Annotated in this window: 18 protein-coding genes; 10 read left to right on the top strand and 8 right to left on the bottom strand. The window is 73.4% G+C overall.

Going from position 1 to position 20793, the window contains the following annotated elements:
- Nucleotides 1-79: 79 nt before the first annotated feature.
- A complete protein-coding gene (locus ACH4DX_RS16210) occupies nt 80-823 on the top strand; it encodes a class I SAM-dependent methyltransferase (protein WP_398118764.1) in 744 nt (247 codons plus the stop codon).
- Nucleotides 824-931: 108 nt separating this feature from the next.
- Here the strand turns inward: ACH4DX_RS16210 and ACH4DX_RS16205 are convergent, their stop codons facing one another.
- On the bottom strand, nt 932-1363 hold the full coding sequence (locus ACH4DX_RS16205; RefSeq protein WP_398155542.1) for an SRPBCC family protein: 432 nt from the start codon (nt 1361-1363) through the stop codon (nt 932-934).
- A gap of 203 nt (nt 1364-1566) precedes the next feature.
- On the opposite strand from ACH4DX_RS16205, the gene ACH4DX_RS16200 reads away from it, so the two are divergent.
- Nucleotides 1567-2358 carry an SAM-dependent methyltransferase gene (locus ACH4DX_RS16200; protein ID WP_398155541.1) on the top strand — a complete coding sequence of 264 codons (792 nt, stop codon included), beginning with the start codon at nt 1567-1569 and terminating at the stop codon, nt 2356-2358.
- Between the two features lie 87 nt (nt 2359-2445).
- Here the strand turns inward: ACH4DX_RS16200 and ACH4DX_RS16195 are convergent, their stop codons facing one another.
- From ACH4DX_RS16195 to ACH4DX_RS16185, 3 genes are read right to left on the bottom strand one after another with little or no spacing between them, the layout of a single operon-like run.
- Nucleotides 2446-3282, bottom strand: coding sequence for a DUF3592 domain-containing protein (locus ACH4DX_RS16195; RefSeq protein WP_398155540.1), 837 nt, complete (start codon nt 3280-3282; stop codon nt 2446-2448).
- Nucleotide 3283: 1 nt separating this feature from the next.
- A complete protein-coding gene (locus tag ACH4DX_RS16190) occupies nt 3284-3562 on the bottom strand; it encodes a hypothetical protein (protein WP_398118772.1) in 279 nt (92 codons plus the stop codon).
- Entirely contained in the window at nt 3559-3981 is a 423-nt protein-coding gene (locus ACH4DX_RS16185) for a hypothetical protein (RefSeq protein ID WP_398155539.1), read from the bottom strand. Before ACH4DX_RS16185 ends, ACH4DX_RS16190 begins: the two co-directional genes overlap by 4 nt.
- A gap of 132 nt (nt 3982-4113) precedes the next feature.
- On the opposite strand from ACH4DX_RS16185, the gene ACH4DX_RS16180 reads away from it, so the two are divergent.
- The 5 genes from ACH4DX_RS16180 (at nt 4114) to ACH4DX_RS16160 (ending at nt 11210) form a co-directional block, all read left to right on the top strand.
- A complete protein-coding gene (locus tag ACH4DX_RS16180) occupies nt 4114-5535 on the top strand; it encodes a hypothetical protein (protein ID WP_398155538.1) in 1422 nt (473 codons plus the stop codon).
- A 56-nt stretch (nt 5536-5591) separates the two neighbouring features.
- Nucleotides 5592-6911 carry a hypothetical protein gene (locus tag ACH4DX_RS16175; protein WP_398155537.1) on the top strand — a complete coding sequence of 440 codons (1320 nt, stop codon included), beginning with the start codon at nt 5592-5594 and terminating at the stop codon, nt 6909-6911.
- Between the two features lie 105 nt (nt 6912-7016).
- The gene (locus ACH4DX_RS16170) at nt 7017-10112 is read left to right on the top strand and encodes a CHAT domain-containing protein (RefSeq protein WP_398155536.1); all 3096 of its coding nucleotides are present in this window, start codon (nt 7017-7019) and stop codon (nt 10110-10112) included.
- Between the two features lie 74 nt (nt 10113-10186).
- Nucleotides 10187-10585 (top strand): DUF4440 domain-containing protein, encoded by a 399-nt coding sequence (locus tag ACH4DX_RS16165; protein ID WP_398155535.1) that lies wholly within the window; start codon nt 10187-10189, stop codon nt 10583-10585.
- 295 nt (nt 10586-10880) lie between these two features.
- On the top strand, nt 10881-11210 hold the full coding sequence (locus tag ACH4DX_RS16160) for a hypothetical protein (RefSeq protein WP_398155534.1): 330 nt from the start codon (nt 10881-10883) through the stop codon (nt 11208-11210).
- 5 nt (nt 11211-11215) lie between these two features.
- Here ACH4DX_RS16160 and ACH4DX_RS16155 read toward each other — a convergent pair whose 3' ends face one another.
- Entirely contained in the window at nt 11216-11956 is a 741-nt protein-coding gene (locus ACH4DX_RS16155; RefSeq protein WP_398118785.1) for a TetR/AcrR family transcriptional regulator, read from the bottom strand.
- A 249-nt stretch (nt 11957-12205) separates the two neighbouring features.
- On the opposite strand from ACH4DX_RS16155, the gene ACH4DX_RS16150 reads away from it, so the two are divergent.
- From ACH4DX_RS16150 to ACH4DX_RS16140, 3 genes are all read left to right on the top strand, one after another.
- Nucleotides 12206-14449 (top strand): MMPL family transporter, encoded by a 2244-nt coding sequence (locus tag ACH4DX_RS16150; RefSeq protein WP_398155533.1) that lies wholly within the window; start codon nt 12206-12208, stop codon nt 14447-14449.
- Between the two features lie 221 nt (nt 14450-14670).
- Nucleotides 14671-15522: a SigB/SigF/SigG family RNA polymerase sigma factor gene (locus tag ACH4DX_RS16145; RefSeq protein WP_398119107.1), complete on the top strand. Its 852-nt coding sequence runs from the start codon at nt 14671-14673 to the stop codon at nt 15520-15522.
- 293 nt (nt 15523-15815) lie between these two features.
- A complete protein-coding gene (locus ACH4DX_RS16140; RefSeq protein WP_398155532.1) occupies nt 15816-17177 on the top strand; it encodes a TolB family protein in 1362 nt (453 codons plus the stop codon).
- 251 nt (nt 17178-17428) lie between these two features.
- On the opposite strand, the gene ACH4DX_RS16135 is transcribed toward ACH4DX_RS16140, so the two are convergent.
- From ACH4DX_RS16135 to ACH4DX_RS16125, 3 genes are all read right to left on the bottom strand, one after another.
- A complete protein-coding gene (locus ACH4DX_RS16135; protein ID WP_398155531.1) occupies nt 17429-18880 on the bottom strand; it encodes a WGR domain-containing protein in 1452 nt (483 codons plus the stop codon).
- A gap of 161 nt (nt 18881-19041) precedes the next feature.
- Nucleotides 19042-19527, bottom strand: coding sequence for a hypothetical protein (locus tag ACH4DX_RS16130; RefSeq protein ID WP_398118801.1), 486 nt, complete (start codon nt 19525-19527; stop codon nt 19042-19044).
- Nucleotides 19528-19688: 161 nt separating this feature from the next.
- Complete coding sequence (locus tag ACH4DX_RS16125) at nt 19689-20696, bottom strand: ArsR/SmtB family transcription factor (RefSeq protein ID WP_398155530.1); 1008 nt, start codon at nt 20694-20696, stop codon at nt 19689-19691.
- Between the last annotated feature and the right edge of the window lie 97 nt (nt 20697-20793).

Genomic DNA, 20793 nt, shown 5'->3' with positions numbered 1-20793 from the left:
CTGCCGTCCCCCCCCGTGCGCCACCGGTCGCCACGAAAACCCCGTGCGCCACTCGTGCCGCGGCCGCTACCGTCCTGGGATGCCCGATGAGGATGGATACTTCGGAGAAGCCGTCGCCGCCGACTACGACGAGTCGTCCGCGGCGATGTTCAGGCCGGAGGCCGTGGACCCGGTCGTCGACGTGCTCGCCGAACTGGCGGGCGGGGGACCGGCCCTGGAGTTCGGCGCGGGCACCGGCCGGATCGCGCTGCCCCTGGCCGCCCGCGGGACACCGGTGCACGGCATCGAGATGTCCCGCGCCATGGCGGATCGGCTACGGGCGAAGCCGGGCGGCGAGGCCGTCGCCGTGACGATCGGCGACTTCGCCACGACCACCGTCCCTGGCGGCCCGTTCGCGGTCGTCTACCTCGTCTTCAACACCATCAACAACCTGACCACGCAGGACGCCCAGGTCGACTGCTTCCGCAACGCCGCCGCCCAGCTGCGGCCCGGCGGCACCTTCGTGGTCGAGGTGGGGGTGCCGGACCTGCGCCGCCTGCCGCCCGGACAGACGGCCGTGCCGTTCCGCGTCGACGCCGGAGGATGGGCCTTCGACACGTACGACGTCGCCACCCAGGCGATGAGTTCGCACTACGTCACCATCGACGACGGCAGGGCCGAGCACTGGTCCATCCCGTTCCGGTACGTCTGGCCCGCCGAACTCGACCTGATGGCGCGCCTTGCCGGACTGCGGCTGCGCGACCGGTGGGAGGGGTGGTCACGGGCCCCGTTCACCAGCGAGAGCACCGGGCACGTGTCCGTCTGGGAGAAACCGGCGGCCTGACGGGGCGCCGCCGCCTCCGCCAGGCAGGAGAGCCGCCCGGGCCGGCAGCGCAGCCTGGGTCAGCAGCGCCGCCTGGGCCAGAAGTGCCGCCCGAGCCGGCAGCGTCGCCTAGGCCAGCAGTGCCGTCGCCGCCCGCCCGAACGTCCAGGACGCCACCCGCGCCACCACCGGGTCCGCGAACCCCGGCACCCCGCGGACCCGCAGCTCCTCACGCCACACCACCCGTGCGCCCCGCCCCCGCGCGTGGACTTCGATCTCGGCCCACCCCGTCACCACGGAACCCCGCTTGACGAGGCGGCACAACCCGTACCGCGTCGGCTCCGGGGGCTGCCAGACGACGACCTCCATCGGGTCGTCGAACGCGACCCTGCCGATGCCCGAGCGGGCCGTGAACACGGTGCCCTCGCCGTACGGCGGCGAACCGGACACGGTGACCCCGGTCAGCGGCACCACCTGTCCGTGCCGTTCCCAGTCCGTCAGACGGAGCCAGGCCTCGGCCGGGCTGAGCGGGGTGGTGCGTTCGACGCGGAAGAAGGCCATGGGGCGATCGTAGGAGCAGGGGAGTGCGATCGTGTGGAGGCGGTGAAGGCCGTCGACCCTGACGCTTTCCCTACCGGGGGGCCCACGACAATGGTGCAGATCATCCGGACGCTCCGTCCCGCCGTCGGCACCCAGCGTGTCGCACCCGGCTGCGGGCCCGGCGCGCCGCTGCCCGGACCGAACGCCCCCTGAGGAGCCCGACGATGACAGAGTCCCTGGCCCGCACCCCCGAACAGCCCTCCTCCGAGGGAGAAGTGAGCAGCGCGCGCTTCTGGAACGCGGCACAGGGCGGCAAGGACAACTACGAACGGGACCGCGCCGCCGTCGAGGCGGTGGAGAAGGTCGCGCCCGGCATCACCGCCGACGCCCGCTCCGCCCGCCAGTTCCTGCGCCGGACCGTGCGGTGGGCCGCCGCGGAGGCGGGAGTCACCCAGTACCTGGACCTCGGTGCGGGCCTGCCGCTCGAGCCGGACATCCACCAGATCGTCCGCAGGCACCAACCCGGCGCCCGCGTGCTCTACGTGGACAACGACCCCGTCGTCCTCGCCCACCAGAGCGCCTACCAGGACCCGCCCCTGAGCAGCTACATCGACGCCGACATGCGCGACACCGACGTCATCATGCACCACGTCGCCGACCGCTTCGACCTGTCCGAGCCCGTGATGCTCACCTTCAGCAGCGTCCTCGGCCACTTCCCGGACGAGGAGGCCCACGGCGTGACCGGGCGCCTCCTCGCGCGCCTCGCCCCCGGCAGCTGCCTCATGCTCAGCCACGACATCCCCACGCCGTCCATCATCGCCGCGTGCGAGGCCTACTCCGCGGCCCCCGGCGCCCTGCCCTACCAGCCCCGCACCGTCGAGGAGCTGCTGCGCTTCTTCGAGGGCATGGACCTCGTCGACCCCGGCCTCGTGCCGCTCTTCGCCTGGCGCCCCGACGACGAGACGGAGGTCACGGAGGTCATGGGCTACGGCGCGGTCGGCCGCACCCGAGCCTGAGAGGACTCGGCTCCCTCGCCCGCGTGCACAGCAGGGCCTCGCTCCCTCCCCCGCGTTCACAGGAGGACCCCGCTCCCTCGCCCGCCTTCACAGGGTGACGACGCCCGCCACCACCCCCGCCGCACCCACGAGCGCCAACAGGACGATCACTCCGATGCTCTTCCTGTTGTTCCTGCGGTCGGCGACCGGGTCGGCCGTGTAGACCGCCGGGTCGGAAGGGGCGTAGTGGATGGTGAGTTCGCGGCCGAGGGAGCGGCCGGGGGAGGCGATGCCCTCCCGGCACAGGACGGTGACGTCGACGCCTTCAAGGGTCGTGAACGTGACGACGGGGGCGTGATTGACGATGTCCCCGCCCTCCCCGTCGTTGTACACGTCCTTGGTGACGGACACGACGCGCGCCGGGACGGCGACGGCCGAAGCGAGCAGGGCGTCACGGGTCCGCGCGAGGCGGATGTCGGGGCTTGCCGCAGCGAACGCGACGAGGAGGACACCGAAGCCGAGGAGCGCCCACGGGTAGCCCCGGGCGACAGTCGCGTGGACCACCACGCCGACGAGGAGCAGAACGAGTGCGCAGTTCGGTCCTGTCCGGCCCTTCTTCTCGTCGGGGTCGAACACGACGCGGAACCGGTGGGGGCGGCCTCGCGGATAGCGCACCTCCAGCACCCGGCCCACCCACGCCTCCCCGACCGCGGGTCCGTGCCGGCCGGTGTTCGTCAGGGTGAACTCCCGCCCGGTGGCCGGGTCGTGGAACGCGAGCGTCACCGGTATGCCGGGCTGCTTGGAGGCGCCGTGCGCGGGCTGCTCCACGCGTACGACGCGGGCTGGCACCCACACCGCCCGCTGGGCCCGGCTGAGTCCGGCCCACGACAGGATGTAGCCGAGCACTGTCCACGCCGCGGGCACCACCCACCACAGCTCCAGCACCTCAGGACCCCGGCCTCTCGGGGACGCTGCGTGCCAGCGCCTCCGCCAGCTCCTCCAGTCCCGCGCGCCGGTCCGCGTCGTACGGGACGGACTGGCGTCTGCCGCCGCGCACCGTGATGACCACCCTGCGGGACCGGCCGGTGCCGAACTCCATCCTCGGCCCCTCCCACACGTGGTAGCGGGCGGCGTCGACGTAGCCGAACACCTCCAGGACCCGGCCGTCGAACGTGAGCAGGACGAAGTCCGACGCCGCCGCCTCGTGAACGGGTGCCGTGCTCACGGGGCCACACCGTCCCCGGCGTAGAGGTAGGAGCCGGGCCTGCCGGGGTCGGCGATCAGCAGCACCTGGTCGCCGGAGCGCGGGATGCGCAGCTTGGAGACGACGGTCTGCAAGGCCACGTACTCGGCGGCGCCGGACACCGTGAGGACCAGGTCGACGACCGGATCGAAATTGACCAACTGGCCGGTGTCACCGATGGACACGACGACGGCGGGTATCGTCGGCGCGCCCGCCGCGAGCAACTGCCGTACGTCGTTCCCGGAGCGGTGGGCGCCGATGGCCCGCTGTACGCGGGCGAAGTCCTGGCCGCCGAGGAAGGCACGCGTAGTGCGGCCGTAGAGCCCCTTGCCGGATGCCACCTTGCCCGCGATCTCGGCGGCCCGCTCCTCACGGCTCCTGCGCCGTCCGAAGATTCCCATGGTGCGCTTCCCTTCTGGCTGTGCCCGGTCGTGCCCGGTCGTCCGGTCGTGGACGAGGGGAACGCTAGGCGGCCCCGTGCCTCTACCGATCCCAGGTTCGTGCGCCGCGCCCGCACGGCGTACGCTCCTGCCATGCCGCCCCCCATGCAGCCGCCGGGCGAGCGCCGGCCGCGTGCCATGGTCATCGACCACGCCTGGCGTGACCTCGGCCCCGGCCTCGCGTCCCTGAGCGGCCCCGGCGGGGCGCCGCTGACCCGGACGGTCAAGCTGATCGTGCTGCCGCTGATCGTCAGGCCCGCCCACCACCCCGAACTGGCCGCGGACTTCCTGGACGCGACGGCGGCGGCCCGGCTCGCGGGGCTGATACGCGGGTCCGGTCCGCGGCTCATGGCGACGGCACAGTGGTTCACCCTGCTCAAGAAGGCGCGGCGGGCGCTCGGCGTGGTGGCGGGCAACCCGCAGGACCTGTACTTCCAGCGCTGCTTCGAACTCGCCGTCGAGCACGGCGCTCCCCGCGCGGGCGCGGACGGCACCGCCAGAGCGGTCGTCGAGGACGTGGCCGACACGACCGGCGGACGCACCGTCGAAGCCCTCAAGAGCCATCTCGCCGACACCGCCCGGCGTTCCCTGCTCGAGGCGGAGCTTGCCGCGGCCTGGGAGAGCCGTCCCCCGCCCGTCGACGCCGGTGCGGCCGTCGCGCTGGCCGCCGAAGCGTTGGAGGCCTGCGGCACACCGGAAGGGGCCGCGGACTCGCCCGCCTACGCGGCCATGGTCGAAGCGGACCACGGCGGCCAGTTCGGCAGGGCGCTGTGGGCTGCGCCGAGGGGCGTGTGGGCGGCGGGCGACGCGCTCCCCGACCATCTGGGCCTGAGCGGGCGACGGTTGCCGCCACGGCCGGAGGTGGGTGTCGGGGCGTCGACGGCCACGCTGGCCGCGCCGCTCGACCGCACGCTCTTCGAGCGGCTCTTCGTCGTCCTCCAGTCGTCGTCCCGGCGTGGGGAACTGCCGGCGGTGGCGGAGCTCGTCGCACGCGAGACCGGCCGCAGTTGTGCTCCGCTCGGACTGTACGACGCGAGCCTGCGCGTCGCCGTCGTCCTCGGCGGGGGGCTCGCGAGCGGCCTCGACCCGCTGGGCACGGGACAGCACCCGCCCGGCCGTACGGCGGCGCACCGCGCGGTCAACAGCCGCTGGCGGCGGGAGGCTTCGGTGCTGCGCGCCCGCAGGATGACCGTCTCCCCGCGGCCCGACCCCGGCGGGGGCGTCCTGGACGCGCTCGCCCAGGAACTCCGTACCCCGTGGGCCGCCTACATGCGGAGGCTGTGGGTGCGGCTGCACGGACGGGACGTCCACGACGCGCCCCTCACCGACCTGGCGGCGGCCTGGGCGGTGCTCGACGGGGTCGCACGCTCGGTGATGATGGACCACCGCGCCAAGGTCAGGTCGGCGCTGCGGAGCCTGACCACCGCTCCGGCGGCGCCCTCGCCGACGCTCCCCGAGACGGCTGCGGACGCCGCACCCGACCCGGCCCTCGCAACCGGGGGGAGCGGCTCGTGACGGGGGCGGGAGGTACCGGCGTCCCGGTGCCGGGCCCTTCGCCGGCTCGTGTCCCGGTGGATGTCTCGGTGGGGGAGTGCGGCACGATCCTGGTCGCCCCCGCTGCCTCCATCGGCGACGGTTCCGCCCCCGCCCGTGGCCCCGACTTCACCCGGGCCGTGCTCGATGTCGCGGGTGCCGTCCTGACCTGGCCGGTCCTCGGCGCACCCGGGCCGCCCTCGGCGCAGGTGCACGACGCGGGACGGGCGCAGCAGTGGCTGTGGGCGCTGTACGGCGAACGCGTCGCCCTCGCCGTGCACGAGCGGGCAACCGGCCGAGCGGCCGGGAGTCCGGCCCGGGTCCGCGTGCCCGCGGACCTGACCGCGCTCGCGGGCGACGCGGCCCGTCTGGCCCTCGGGCACTGGACGGCCAGGTGGTGGCCCGCCTCGTACCCGGACGGCATCCCGGTGCTCGCACCGGACGTGCTGGGCGTGGAGACGGCCGCGCTCACCCACCGGTGCCAGCAGTTGTTCGACGACGGCGGCGACCAGCCCGACGACTGCGCCGCCGAACTCGTCGACGAGCACCGGGCCGCCCTCGCCCCGCTGATCCAGTGGTGGCACGCGGCACCGCCGTCCACGCCCACGGCCCGCCGCCTGGAAGCCGTCCTGTTCCTCGTCGACGCCGCGGCGGACGCCGCAGGGCTCGACGGACCCGCCCTGCGGCACCTCCGCGCAGCCCTGGCCGAGCGGCCTTCGACCGGGGCGCCCGCCGACCCCGGCACGCTGTTCGCGCGGCGCACCGGCTACGCCCTCGCGGCGGGCGCACCGACCGCCGCGGGTGGCCGGGTGATCGCGCGGGGCGCGGGCACCAATGACTGGCGCCGCTACCCGCCCGGCTTCGTCGACGCGGCGGAGGACGCCGTGTCCTGGACCGCCAGGGCGCTCGGCGCACAGCGGCGGATCGAGGTCGAGGTACTCGCCCACGGCAGGGCCCCCGCGGGCGCACCCCTCGTCGCCGAGGTGTGCGTGAACGGTGTGCACCGGGGCCGGGTGCCGCTTGCGCGGCGGGACGACCTGTGGGCGGGCCACGGCGACCTGGACCTGAACGGGGGCCCGGCGCCGGGAGTCCAGCTGCCGCGCGTCGAAGTCGCCGTCGTGCTGCCGGGCTTCGACCCTGGCCCCGCGCCCGAGCCCTCGATCGGCCCCGACGCCGTACCCGGAGCCGGGGCGGTGGACGACCGTGCCGCCCGGGACGCCGTCCGCGCGCTGGCCCGGCGGCGCCTGGCCGCGGCGGCACCGGACCTCCCGTACGACGTGCCGCCGCACGCCGCGGCCTCGGTGCCGTTCCTCGCCGAGACCGCCGCCGCTGCCATCGCCGCGGACGAGGACTACTGACCCGTGCCGGAACTGGAGGGACCCAGACGGACGGGACGGACAGGACGGACAGGACGGACGACAGGCAACGGCGGACGACAGAAGGCGGACAGGGAGGGGAACGCCATGGTGGTGGCGCTGTACGGGGAGCCGTTCGACGGCGGCCTCGCCCGGGCGGAGCAGTACCGGCTCGCCGCCGAGCACACTGCTGCCGTCGCGGTCTACGAAGAGCTGCTGACCGTCGCGGAGACCCTCGAGGACTCGCCCGACGTACGGTTCCTGCGGGCGCATCTGCTGTCCGACCTCGCGAGCGTCCGGCTCACCGTCACGGACCTGGCGGGGGCCGAGGACGCCGTCGACCGGTCCCGGCGGCTGCTCGACGGCGTCGCCTCCGCACCCATGGGGCCGCGCGGCCGCCAACTGTGGCTGGAGGTGCGGCTGAAGACGCTGCTCGCCGGTGCCGACCTGCTGCGCGGCACCGGCCGCCTCGACGAGGCCCTCGCGGCTCTCGACGAGGCGGCGCACACGCTGCCCGAGTTCGACGACCCCGAGGGGCTGCGTACGGCCGAGATCGGCCTGAACCGGGTGCACCTGCTGATGGAACGCGGCGCGTGGGGGGCGGCCGAGGAGCAGGCCACGGCGCTCCTTGCGACCACACCCCCGACCGCGGTGGAGGCCCTGCCGCGGCTCCTCACCGCCCTCGGCCTGATCTGTGCCTCGACCGGCAGGTACGACGCGGCCGACGACTACCTCGCCCGCGCGTCGGACGGCTTCGTGGCGACGGGCGACACCGGTGAACAGCATTCCCTGCTCGCGCAGCGGGCCCACGTCGCGATGCTGAGGGGCGACTTGGAGCTCGCGGAGCGGCTGTTCACGCGGGCGTCCGCGTTCTTCGAGGCGCAGGGCAGGTCAGGAGACCTCGCGGTCTGCGAACAGGCCCGCGCGTTCCTCGCCGGGCAGCGCGGCGACGTCGCGGGATCGAGCGCCCTGGTGGCGGCGAGCCTGGCCCGCTTCGAGGAGATCGGTGCCTCGATCGCCGCCGCCGACACCATGCTCCTCGGTGCCCAGCACGCGTACGAGCGCGGCGACATCCCCGAGCTGCGGCGCCTCGCGCAGCGTGCCCGCGACGTGTACCAGGAGCGGGCGGTGTACGAGCGCTGCGCGCAGGTCGACCTGATGCTCGCCCGCACCCTTGAGGACAACCTGAACCGCACCGAGCACGGCGAGCACGAGCGGCGGTCCGTCGACACCGCGCTGTCCCTGGCCCTTCCGGCGGCACTGGCCCTGGAAGCGGCACGCTTCGACTTCGCGACCGCGCACGCCCGCAGCCAGTGGCTCGCCCTCGCGGACGACGCCGTACGCCTCGTCTTCCGTCTCGCCGTACGCCGACAGGACCAGGGGCTGCTCTTCGAAGTGGTGGAACACCGCTGCGCGGGCGCCTCCCTGGCCCTGGAGCGCACGCCGCACCAGGACGCCGTGCCCGTGTTCCCGGCCCCGGCCATGAAGGTCCACGGCGGCGAGGGGGCTCCCGACGCGCTCGGCGGTGTCGCGGCGGAGGCCGCCGCTTCCGCAGGGCTGCGGGTCGCGCCGCCGCCGAAGGTGCGGATGGCGCCCGGCTCCGGCCGGGTCGCGCTCCAGGAGTACATCGCGGCGGCCGAGTACCGCTACCGGCGCCGGATCGTGGACGCGCACGAGGTGCCGTTCTGGGCCACCGACGACCTGACGAGCCGTCCCGTGGTCCAGGTCCGCCTCGTCGACGCCGGTGATCTGTTCATGACCTGGACCTGGGCGGGCGGGGTGCAGGGGTTCGGCACGGGCCGCGGGCCCGCCGCCGAGGTCGACGACGCGGTGCGGGAGCTCGCGGCAGCGGTGCCCGGCGCGACGGGCGGGGCCGATGGGGTCGACGGGGTCGACGGGGTTGACGGTGCTGATGGTGTCTGCGGGGTCGAAGGTGGCGACGGGACCGAGGGGGCCGATGGGGTCGACGGGGTCGACGGGGTCGACGGTGCTGATGGTGTCCGCGGGGTCAAAGGTGGCGACGGGGCCGATGGGGTGGATGGGGTCGGTGGGGGAGCGCAGGGGGTGCGGCGCGCGTTCGTGTCCGGGGCGCTGGCCGACCGTACGGCCGAGCGGCGGCTCGCACGGCTCCTCGCGGAAGCGCTGTGGCCGCGGGGCCTGACCGAGCAGATCCAGCAGGTCTCGGCGCGCGCGGGCCGCCCACTGGTACGGATCCAGCCCTCACCGCGGGTCGCCCAGGTCCCCTGGGAACTGCTCGCCGTGGACGGCGACGTCCGGCTCGTCGAACTGGCGGACGTCGTGACCACGGCACCCGCTTCGCTGCGACGCCGGGGGGAGAGCGCGGCGAGTGGAGCGGACGCCGCTTCGAGCGCGGGCCTCGTCCCCGGTCCGGGTCCCGCCCCCGGAGCGACCCCCGCCGCCGCCCCCGCCCCGGTCGTCCTCGTCCTCGACCCCCGGGTCCCCGGCTTCCGGGCGGACTCCCCGCTCGGCTCGGTGCTCGGGCCGCCCGGGGCGGACCCGGAGCTGCTCGACCTCGTCCGGCGGCGGCTCGAGGCGGGCGACATGGTGCCGCGCGTCGCCGCCCCCGCGGAAGCGCAGCGCCGTACCGACCTGGACCGGGACTGGCTGGGGGAAGCGCTGCGTGCCGGTGCGCGGCGGCTCATGTACGTCGGGCATGTGAGCGCCGCGCCCCTCGCCGGGGGACAGAGCGAGGACGGTGCGCTGCACCTGTGCTGCGGGTCAGGGAGCAGCGGGCTCGCCGAACCACTGCGGAGCCACCGCCCGCTGTCCGCCAAGGACCTGCTGCTGGGCTCGCTCCCGCTGCGGGCCGACGGGGAGCCGGGGGCGCTGTTGTGGCCCGCGCCGCCGCGGGTGGCCCTCATCGGGTGCGAGAGCGGCGGCGACCTCCGGTTCGCCGAGTCGTTCGGCCTGGCGACGGCGATGCTGCACAACGGCGCCGAACTGGTCACCGCCACCCGCTGGGCGCTGCCGACCAGCTTCGCGTTCCACCGCCTCGCCGGACTCCCCCCGTGCGTGCGCCCCTTGACGGAGGCGATCGTCGCCGTCGACACCGCCCAGGAGCATCCCGACCCCGTCCACCGCCTCGGCCGCTGGCAGCGCGAGCAACTGGCCCGCTGGCGCGCGGACGGCCGGATCGAGCACTCGCCCCTGCTGTGGGCGGCCCTCACGTCCATCGTCGTGTGACCGCCGCCCAGGAGGCGGACGCGCCACGCTGGCCCCGGTCGGGCGGGACATCGCGGCGGTGTTACCGTCCCGGCATGTCCAAGGCTGAGATCGACACGCTGACCGCCGAGTTCTTCGGCTCCTTCGACAACCGGGGCAAGAAGGCCGCTGACGTGGCCCGGCTGCGCCGGTTGATGCTGCCGGGCGGAGTGATCGTCGTGACCGAACCGGAGTACGCGGCCTACACGGTGGAGGAGTTCATCGAGCCGCGCGAGCGACTGCTGGCCGACGGCAGGCTCGTCGAGTTCTCCGAGTGGGAGACGTCGGAACGGACCTACATCACCGGCAGCATCGCGTCGCGGTCCGGTGAGTACCGCAAGGCCGGGATCCTGGACGGCGAGCCCCTCGAAGGCGGCGGCGCCAAGACCATCCAGTTCGTCCGCACCCCGGCGGGCTGGCGGATCGCGGCGTTCGCCTGGTTCGACAGGCCCTGACTCGCGGCGCGCCGGAATCGGGCGGGGTCGGTGCCCGGTACGGTGCGTCGGAATGCGGTGGGGCGGGGCCCGGCACGGTGCGTCGGTGTACGGCGGGGGCGGTGCCCGGCACGGTGCGTCGCAGTCCGGCGGGATGAGGCCGGGCACGGTGCGCCGGCACCCGGCGGGAGCGCGGCCCCGCACGGTGTCCGGTTGCCGGGCCGCGTCCTGAGGTGAGACGCATGAGCCCGGCCGCCGTGCCCCTGACTCCCCTCGACCCCCACGGACGGGACCACCACGGGGGGAGGGAGCCCGGTTGCGGGCCCAGGGCGCGGTGGTCGCCGTGGAGTTGCCGGGCGGGGTCGCGGCGTGGCTGGTGACGCGTCAGGAGACCGGCAGGCAGGTGCGCGCGGACGACCGCTTCACCAAGGATCCCGCCTCGTGGGGCGCCTGGCAGGGCGGCGACGTCCCGGCCGACTGGCCGCCGCTGGCCCGCCTGGAGGCAGCCGTCGCCCTGCCGGCGCTCTTCGCCCGCTTCCCCGGCCTGTCACTGGCGCGGGGCGACCCGGAACCGCTCTCGTCCCTGATCTTCAACAGCCTCAGCCGCCTCCCGGTGGTCCTGGACGGAGCGCGCCCGCACGCGTGACCGGGTCAGGCGACGCCCGACGCCGGGATCCGCCGGCGCACGTCCTCGTAGAGGTTGCGCATCGCCATGCGGTAGAGCTCGGCCTGGTGGACGCCGAGGAACCCGGTGTGCCCGAACACCTCCAGGACGACCATGCCGTGCACGTACCCCCACACGCTCAGGAGCAGGGCGGTGGCGGGGGGCGGCAGCGCGGGGTCGCCCGACGGTGAGATGTGCTCCAGGTGCCCGAGGAACGCGGGCGACAGCGAGCGGACGTCGGCCGCGGCGAGTTGAGCCCGGGTGCAGCCGCCGAAGAGCTCCCGCTCGAAGACCGCGCTCATCCGGCGGTTCGCCTCGGTGGTGGGGCCGTCGACGGGCGCGTGGTAGTGCCGCAGCGGCGTGCCGTAGAGGAGCTGGAACCGCTCGGGATGGTCGATGGCCCAGCGGCGGTAGCCCTCGGCCGCGACGACGAGACCCGGCAGGTCCGGCTCGTCGGGCGCGGTCTCGGTGGCCCGCTGCACGGCGTCGGCCAGGTCGCCGTACGCCTTGGTGATGAGCGCCGTGACCAGGTCGTCCCGGCTCGGGAAGTAGTGGTACAGCGCCTGCACTGTCATGCCGAGGCTCCTGGCCACCGCGCGCAGGGACAGACCGTGCGGACCGTCCTCGGCGATGTGGGACTCGGCGGCGCTCACGATCTCCTGGACGGCGACGGCCCGGCGCCGCTCACGCAGGGTCGGTCGGGCGGTCTGCACGTGGTCTGGGGACATGAGGCGACCGTACGACGACTTCTCCTTGCACGGTACCGAGAAACTGTCGCCCGTTAAGAAAATCTAACACTGCTCAATCAAGTTGAGCCCCGCTAGCGTCATCGACGGAGACGGGAACGCAGGCCCGCGTTCCGGGCCGGGCCCGCGTCGTCTCTCGGCGCCGGCAGCAGAGCGCACGCGTATTCCGCCCTCATGTCACCCCGGCCGTCGCATGTCCTTTTGCACCGCACCACCTGAAGGAGAAAGCGCGTGTTCGAACGCATAGCGGAACTGGCGATCCGCCGGTCCCGGCTGGTACTCATCGTGGCCGCCGTGGTCGTGGTCCTCATGGGCGCCCTGGGCGCCGGTGCGTTCGGGAAGCTGCTGGGGGGCGGTTTCGACGACCCGGCCTCCCAGTCGTCCCGCGCCAGGGAGGTCATCGACGACAAGTTCGGCGGCGAGACGAACCTGGTCCTCCTCGTCCGCGCCGACGACGGCCGCGTCGACTCCGGGGCCGCGGAACAGAGCGGCAAGGCCCTGGTGTCCGAGCTCAAGAAGGAGAAGGACCTCGGCAACGTGGTCTCCTTCTGGGACACCAAGAGCCCCGACCTGCGCTCCAGGGACGGCCGTGAGGCCGTGGTGCTCGCCCACGTGGAGGGCGAGGACGTGGAGTTGCAGGAGAACGCCGAGGCGATCATCGACGACTACGCGGGAACGTACGAGGACACGCTCACGGTCAAGGCCGGAGGCAGCGCCGGCGTGAGCAACGAGATGGGGCCGCAGACCACCGAGGACCTCGTCCTCGCCGAGTCCATCGCCGTGCCGCTGATCCTCCTGCTGCTCCTGGTCGTCTTCGGCACCGTGGTGTCCGCGCTGCTGCCCCTCGCCATCGCGCTCGTCTCCGTCGTGGGCGTGTTCGCGCAGCTCTACCTCGTCGGCAGTGTCACCGACGTCTCCATCTTCGCGATCAATCTCACCACCGCGCTCGGCCTCGGTCTCGGCGTCGACTACGCCTTGTTGATGATCAGCCGCTTCCGTGAGCAGCTGGCGGCGGGGGCGAGTGTGGAGGACGCCGTCCGCAAGACCATGAGCACCGCGGGCCGCACCGTCGCCTTCTCCGCCGCGACCGTGGCGGCGGCGCTCGCCGCGCTCATGGTGTTCCCGCAGTACTTCCTGCGCTCGTTCGGCTACTCCGGGGTCGGCGTCGTCCTCATCGCGGCCCTCGCCACGCTCTTCGTGATGCCCGCCCTGCTGAACGTCCTCGGCCACCGGGTCGACAAGGGGCGGATGCCGTGGGTGAGGCCGGGCCGCGCCGCCCCGTCCGGGTCCTCGGTGTGGGGACGCCTCGCCCGCACCGTCATGCGACGGCCCGCGCTCACCGCGCTGCCCGTGCTCGCCGTCCTGCTGCTCGCGGCGAGCCCGCTGCTCGGCATCACCTTCGGCACGGCGGACGAACGGGTGCTGCCCGAGGGCGCGGAGAGCCGCCAGGTCTCGGCGTCGCTGCGGGAGAACTTCAACGGCAACGACGCCGCCGCGCTCCACGTCGTCATCGACGAGGCCGTGGCCAAGTCCCCGCTGGCGTCGTACGCGACCGAGCTCTCCGGCCTCGACGGCGTCGCCCGCGTGGAGACCAGCGCGGGCGTCCACGCCGGCGGGCAGTCCACGCCGACAGGTCCCGGCAACCCGGCGCTCGGCCGCGACGACGGCCAGCAGATCAACGTGGTGAGCAAGCTGACGCCGAAGTCGGACGAGGCCAAGGACCTGGTGGCGAAGGTCAGGTCGGCCGCTCCGCCCGCCGGTACGGACCCGCTGGTCGGCGGGGGCGACGCCGAACTGGTCGACTCCAACGACTCCATCGGCGGCAGGCTCCCGCTCGCCATCGGCCTGATCGCCGTCACCACCTTCGTGCTGCTCTTCCTTTTCACCGGCAGCATCGTGCAGCCGCTGCGGGCCCTCGTCCTCAACCTGATCAGCCTGGGAGCGACCCTCGGCGTCATGACCTGGATCTTCCAGGACGGCAACCTCTCCGGTCTGCTCGGCTTCACCGCGCAGCCGATGGAGACCTCGATGTCCGTGCTGATGTTCTGCGTGGCCTTCGGCCTCTCGATGGACTACGAGGTCTTCGTCACCAGCCGGATCAAGGAACTGCACGAACTCGGCGAGGACAACGAGTCGGCCGTGGCCAACGGCCTCGGCCACACCGGACGCATCGTGAGCGCGGCGGCCGTCCTGCTCGCGGTGAGCTTCTTCGCCTTCGGCACGGCAAGGATCAGCTTCCTACAGATGTTCGGCCTCGGCAGCGGTCTCGCCATCCTCATCGACGCCCTCGCCGTACGCGGTGTCCTGGTGCCGGCGGCGATGCGGCTGCTCGGCCGCTCCGCCTGGTACGCGCCAGGACCGCTGCGCAGGTTCCACCACCGGTTCGGCCTGAGCGAGAACGGCCCCGCCGAAGCCGCGCCCGTGCCGCAGCCCGTGCCCCTGCACCCGCAGGAGAAGGACTCGGCGGGCGTCTGACCCCCGCGGTCGCGGCCGCCCGCCCGCGACCGCGCTCCGTGCCCGTGCCCGCCTCCGCACCGCGGAGGCGGGCACGGGCACGTCCTTTTCCGGTCCTCGGGAAAACAATGGGCATCCGATGGACATGGATACCGAAAGAGGGGGCACCCGGCGCTGACTCTGTTCCTCACCTTTACTTTTAAGGCGGCACCGTGACCTACCCCGTCCGCGTCCCCGAAGTCCTGGAAGCGGCTGCGTCCCGCTCGGCACCAGCCGAGGCCACCGATGATCTGCCGTGGATCGAGGACGGTGCCGGCGTGGCCCCCCGGGACGCGCGCGAGCTGACGAGGCTGTTCCTCGACCGGCTCCAGTCCTTGGAAGAGGGCACGCGGGAGTACCAGTACGCCCGCAACACCCTGATCGAGATGAACCTCTCCCTGGTGAACTTCGCCGCCCGCCGCTTCAGGAACCGGGGCAACGGCGACATGGAGGACATCGTCCAGGTCGGCACGATCGGTCTGATCAAGGCCATCGACCGGTTCGACCTGTCCCGGGAGGTCGAGTTCACCTCGTTCGCGATTCCCTACATCGTCGGCGAGATCAAACGATTCTTCCGCGATGCGACCTGGGCCGTCCACGTCCCCCGCCGCCTCCAGGAGCTGCGCGTCTCCCTCGCGCGGGCCAAGGAGACCCTCTCCACCACGCTGGGGCACCCGCCCACCGTGAAGGAGCTGGCGGCCCATCTGGGCCTGAGTGACGAAGAGGTCATAGAGGGTCTGATCGCAGCCAACGGCTACGTCGCCGGGTCCATCGACACCCCCGGCGGCGAGGACGACTCCGGCGACGGCGGGATGACGTACGCCGACACCATGGGCGAGACCGACCCGGCCCTGGACCTGTTCGAGAACCTGCACGCCCTCGGCCCCGCGATGCAGGAGCTGGACGAGCGCGAACGGGCCATCATCGAGATGCGCTTCGGCCAGGAGATGACACAGGCGCAGATCGGCCGCGAACTGCACGTCTCCCAGATGCAGGTCTCGCGTCTGCTCAGCCGCATCCTCGACAAGCTCCGCACCAAGCTCCTGAGCACGTGAGGAACCCGCGCCCGCGGACCGGACGGCCCGCCCTCCGGTCCGCGGGACGGCACCGACGGTTGCCCCCTGTGCGCGAGTACGGTCAGCAACTCCGCCGAAGCGCCCTGCCCGCCTGATGCAACCGACGCATCCGCACCGTGGCGGACACCCGGCACATTGACCGCGCTCGGTCGCCCGGTGTTCGCTCCCCTACGGTGCACCTGGCCATGACCGACCGCTCGAGAGGCTGACGGCCGGGGCGTTCGGCGCCGGTGTGCGACATACGGAGACCGTTGTCGACACAGGAGGAACCGATGCCCCTTCACCGACGCACCGCGGCCGCGGGCGCCGCGCTCGCCGCCCTCTGCGCCGTGACCGCCCTGTCGCCCGCGGGCGCGACCGCCGCATCCGGGGGCGCGTCCGCCTCCCCCGCCACCGCGCCGCGCACCGAGCGGGTCAGCGTCGGCCCGGACGGCGCACAGGGCAACGCCGCGTCCACGAACCCCGCCGTCAGCGCCGACGGCCGCCACGTCGCGTTCGTCTCGGAGTCCCGCAACCTCGTCGCGAACGACACCAACGGCACCGCCGACGCCTTCGTCCGCGACCTGAGCACCGGCACGACGGAACGCGTCAGCGTCAAGAGCAACGGAAAGGCCGGCCACGGAGTCGTCCGCGAGGTCTCCCTCAGCCCCGACGGACGGTACGTGGTCTTCACCTCCACCGCCGACGATCTCGTACGCGGCGACCCCAACGACCTCGACGACGTCTTCCTGCACGACCGGCGCACCGGCAGGACCGAACGGATCAGCCCCACGGGCGCCTCCTACGACGGGCTGCGCGGCCCGCTCACGTACGACCCCGCCGTCAGCAGCGACGGCCGTTACGTCGCGTACGCGTCGGGAGCCGAGGACCTCGTCGCGGGGGACGCCAACGAACGGGACGACGTCTTCCTGCACGACCGCAAGAAGAACACCACGGAGCTCGCGCAGCTCGACAACGAGGGCGAGCAGGGCCAGGGCGACGCGTTCGGCCCCGCGTTCGCGGGCGACGCGGGACGGTACCTCGCCTTCACCTCCAACGCCTCCGGCCTCGCCGGGGTCGAGGACCACTTCGCGGCGACGGACATCTTCCTGCGCGACCGCGAGAAGGGCACCACGGAACTCATCAGCGTCCCCCAGGCCTACAACCGCAAGACCCCCTCCTGGGGCGCCGCCCTCAGCGGCGACGCCCGCCAGGTGGCGTTCACCTCGACCTCCAGGGTCCTGCGCCCGGAGGGCCCGGTCCCGACCGGCACGCGCAACGTCTTCCTCCTCGACCGCGAGAGCAAGCGCATGCGTCTGGTCAGCGCCGCACAGGACGGCACACCGGCCAACGGCGAGAGCGACCACGTCTCCCTGAGCAGGGACGGGCGCTACGCGGCGTTCACCTCCGCCGCATCCAACCTCACCCCCGACGCCGACGACAGCGGCACCGACGTCTTCCTGCGGGACATGCTGACCGGCGAGGTGCGCCTCGTCAGCGTCGAGAGCGAACCGGTGGCCGAGGACACGGCACCGGGACCGCGGACCGGCGTCAGCGGGGACGGCGGCGCCGTCGTGTACGACTCCCCGGCCGGGAACCTCGTGCCCGGCGACACCAACGGCGCGGCCGACGTCTTCCTGCGCCGCACCGGCTGAACGACGCGGCCGACGACCGCCCCCCCGGGGCCATGGCGAGGTGGCCGTCGCGGGGGACGGTGACGATGCCGCGGCAGCGCGAGCGCAGCCCCCGTACGCCGCCCGAGTCCAGGATCCAGCCCGCGGCGGGACGGCTGTGGTTGAGGACCACCACGGCCTCCTCCACCAGGTCGGGGCGGTTGACGGTGGCCAGGCGGTCCATTCGGAGTCTCCGCCTCGGTGCGGGCAGGGGCCGGGGGTAGGGGCCCCGGTCACCGCAGCCGTCGGATGTCCCCGCGGACCCGGTAGAAACCACCGGCCGCCGCGTGCAGGTCGTCCACCACATAGCGCGCCCCGGGCTGTCGTATCGCGTGCGGGAACTGCACGTTCCAGGAGCCGTCGTAGCCGTCGGACACCACGTGCACCCGCAGCCGGCTGCCGTCCTGGACGCATTCGAGGACGATCGCGCCCGCGGGGGCCTGGGCGACGGTGGCCACCGCGGTCGCGGCCGTCGCCGGTGCGTAGGTCGGCAGGGCCGCGGCGAGCTTGACGTCCCGCGCCGCGGGCACCGTGCCCCGCTCCGCCGCGGTGATGGCGGCCTCGCTCGCGTCCACGCACACCAGCGCGCCGTCCGTCGTCACCAGATACAGCTTCTCGTCGCGGTACTGCATCGAGAGCGCGGAGCCCCCGCCCGTGCCGAGCTTCCACAGCCGCGTGCCGTCCCGGTCGAAGCAGTAGACGGACGACGCGGCGTCCCCGGCGAAGACGAACCGCCCGCCCGGCGAGGTCGCGCACGAGTACACCGCGCTGTCACAGGCGTACGTGGCCTCGACCGCGCCGCTCGCCTTCGCGAGGCGCTGCACCACGCGGTGCGCCGTCCCCGCGTACACGGCGCTGTCCTCCTGCCAGCCGAACAGCACGTCGCCGCGGGTCTTCGTGTGCCACAACTCGCCGCCGCCGTCGGGGGCGTAGGCGGTGACTCCGCCGCTGTGGCCGTGGTACACGGCCCGGTCGTCGGCGCGGACCATCCAGGCGCGCTCACCCGGGCTGCGGCGCGCCCACTGGTGTTCGTCCTCGTGGTCGATGACGGTCAGGCGGCCGTCGTGGTCCGAGACGTTGAGAATGCCCTCGTGGATGTCCAGCCAGAAGATGTCGACGTCGGCTGCGATGTCGTACGCCGCGAAGGGGAGTTTCGACGACAGGTCGTAGACGCTGCCGTCGTCGCAGCCCGCGTAGATCCAGAAGTCGTCGGCGACCAGGCACTTGACGCCGTCGGGCAGGGAGAAGCGGGCGCGGACGCCGCCGTCGTGGTCCAGGGTGTACACGTCCCCCGCCTGGTTGCCGACCCAGCAGTGCTCGTCGTCGACGTGGATGCCGAACGCCGACGATCCGGTGCGGAAGCGCCACAGGACCGGCGCCACGGCGCGGGCGGTCGAGGGCGCCGACGTCACCTGCCGCCGGGTCACCGCGCGCGGGGCGCGCTGTCCCTGAACGGCCGGGGCATACCCCTTGCCGACCTTCCCCGCGACCTTCTTGGCGGCCGCCGCCCGCGCCTTCGCCGCGGAGGCGAACGTGGTCGTCTGCGTCTGCCCGGCGGCGCCGATGCGGCCGTACCTCACCGTCACCGTCTGGTTGTCGACGGTCACCTCGTAGAACTTGTGCGCACCCGCGCCCTCTTGCGAAAGCTCCAGATACGTCTTCGTCACCGTGGTCCCCGCAGACATGACAGACCCCTCCCCAGGGCGGACCCGCGGCGACTCCGGCGGGTCTCGATGGGGAAAACCATAGGAGCAGCCACTGACAACGGGACGTGCCGGGCGCGGCCCCCCCGTACCCGCGCCCGGCGGAGCACCCGCGCCCTGCGGATGCCGGCCTCGGCGGAGGGTCAGCGCTTCTGGACCGCCCCGACCTTCACCCACGGGATGCTGGTGCCGGTGCTCACGTACACCCGCAGCCCCTGGCCCGCGCGGTAGGCCCCGGTGGCCTTCTTGGTCTGTAGGCCACCGGTGCACTTCTGCAACCCGGTGTTGAGAACGGTGTTGTTCGTGTCCAGGTTCTTGACGGTGATCCGGACGTACTTGTTCTTCTGGCACGAGTACCAGACGCCGTGGGTCCGCACCGCGGTGGTGTACGCGCCCGAGTTCCACCTGCGCTGGTGCTCGGCGAAGTACGTCCTGGTGATGGTCGAGGGCCCCCAGACGTACCGCCAGCTCGCGCGCTCCTGCTCCGCCTGCGCGACGGGAGCGTGCGCCACGGAAGCGTGCGTGACGGAAGTGTGCGTGACGGGAGTGCGGGCGACTGGAGTGTGGGCGGACGCCGGCACCGCGGCGAGCCCGCTGAGGAGTGCCCCGGTGACGGCGGCGGTCGTCACCCGTCGTCGTGTGATCGTTCTTCCCCCTGTGTTCATGCTGTCCCCTTCTGTAGTGCTCCGGTGGCGCTGTTCCTCCAGGCTGCGCCGCTGCCCCGGCGGCGTCGATTCGTTTCGGGCAGCGCCGAAACGAGGGCTGCCGCCGCGTCAGGTGCGCCTGCCGGTCAGGCCCGCGCCGCGGCTTCGAGGAGCGCCCGGCCGGCGGGGCTCGGGGAGTGCAGTACGTGCTTCCCGCGACGGGTGAGGGTGCTCAGGCCGCCGTTGCGCAGGACACTCGCGTGTTCGCTGGCGCTCGCCGGGGAGATGCGGGCGTGCGCCGCCAGTTGGCCGGTGGTGCAGCCCGGGTGCTCGGCGATGACGCACAGCACGGTGGCCCGGGTCCGGCCGAGCAGGGAGCGCAGGGACGCCGGTACGTCCGCGAGCGCCCCGGCGGTGAGGGCCACGGGGGCCAGGGTGGAGCGGAAGCCGTCGCGGACGGGGAAGGTGACCCAGGGTTGGCCCTCGTCCGGGTGGTCGAAGGCGGGGTAGTGGGCGCCGAACACCGTCGGGACGAGGAGCAGCCCCCGGCCGCCGAGATAGATGTCGCCGTCGCGCCCCGATGCCGTGGTCATGTGCAGGACGGGCGGTGCCCACCGCAGGTGGCGCGGGTTGAGTTCGCGCAGGAGCCGGTCGACTCCGTGGTCGGCCATCTGCTGGAGGCGCAGCGCCCGGTCGGCGCCGTGGAGCTGGGTGATGCGGGGCCAGTAGGGGGCGATGAGCTGCTCGTGCGCGTACTCCACGGCGTCGGCCAGACGACCGATGAGGCCCGGCGTGTCCCGCAACCGCCGCGCCGCCCCGGGGACGTGCCCGTGACCGGAGAGCCACGTCTCGAGTTGCGCCGACACCTGCCGGGCCGGGGTCGAGCGCAGCTGCTCCAGGTCCTCCGGGACGTCGGTTCCGTTGAGATCCAGGAACTGCGGTGTCGCGCCGAGGGCGGGGATGAAGGAGAACAGCGGACTCACGCGCGGGTTCATGTGCTGGGCGGCCCGCTGCCGCCAGGCGTCGAAGCGCGCCGGGTACGTCCTCTCCTGGAGCAGCCGGACACCGATCGACAGCTCCAGGAGCGGCCGGACACCCGATGCCATCCGCGTGCGGGCCAGATCCTCGGCCGTGAAATGGATCCTCAAGGTCACGCGCGCGAGTCTCGTCCGTGTGGCCGGTCACGGCCAGTGCTCGGGCAAGGCGAACACGTGCTGTGCCTCCGCGCACCACGGGTTGGCTGAGATCAGG

Source organism: Streptomyces sp. NPDC017940 (genome assembly GCF_044328435.1).
Taxonomy (GTDB): domain Bacteria; phylum Actinomycetota; class Actinomycetes; order Streptomycetales; family Streptomycetaceae; genus Streptomyces.
The sequence above is the reverse complement of the archived record's forward strand: the minus strand, read 5'-3'. Positions and strand labels throughout refer to the sequence as shown.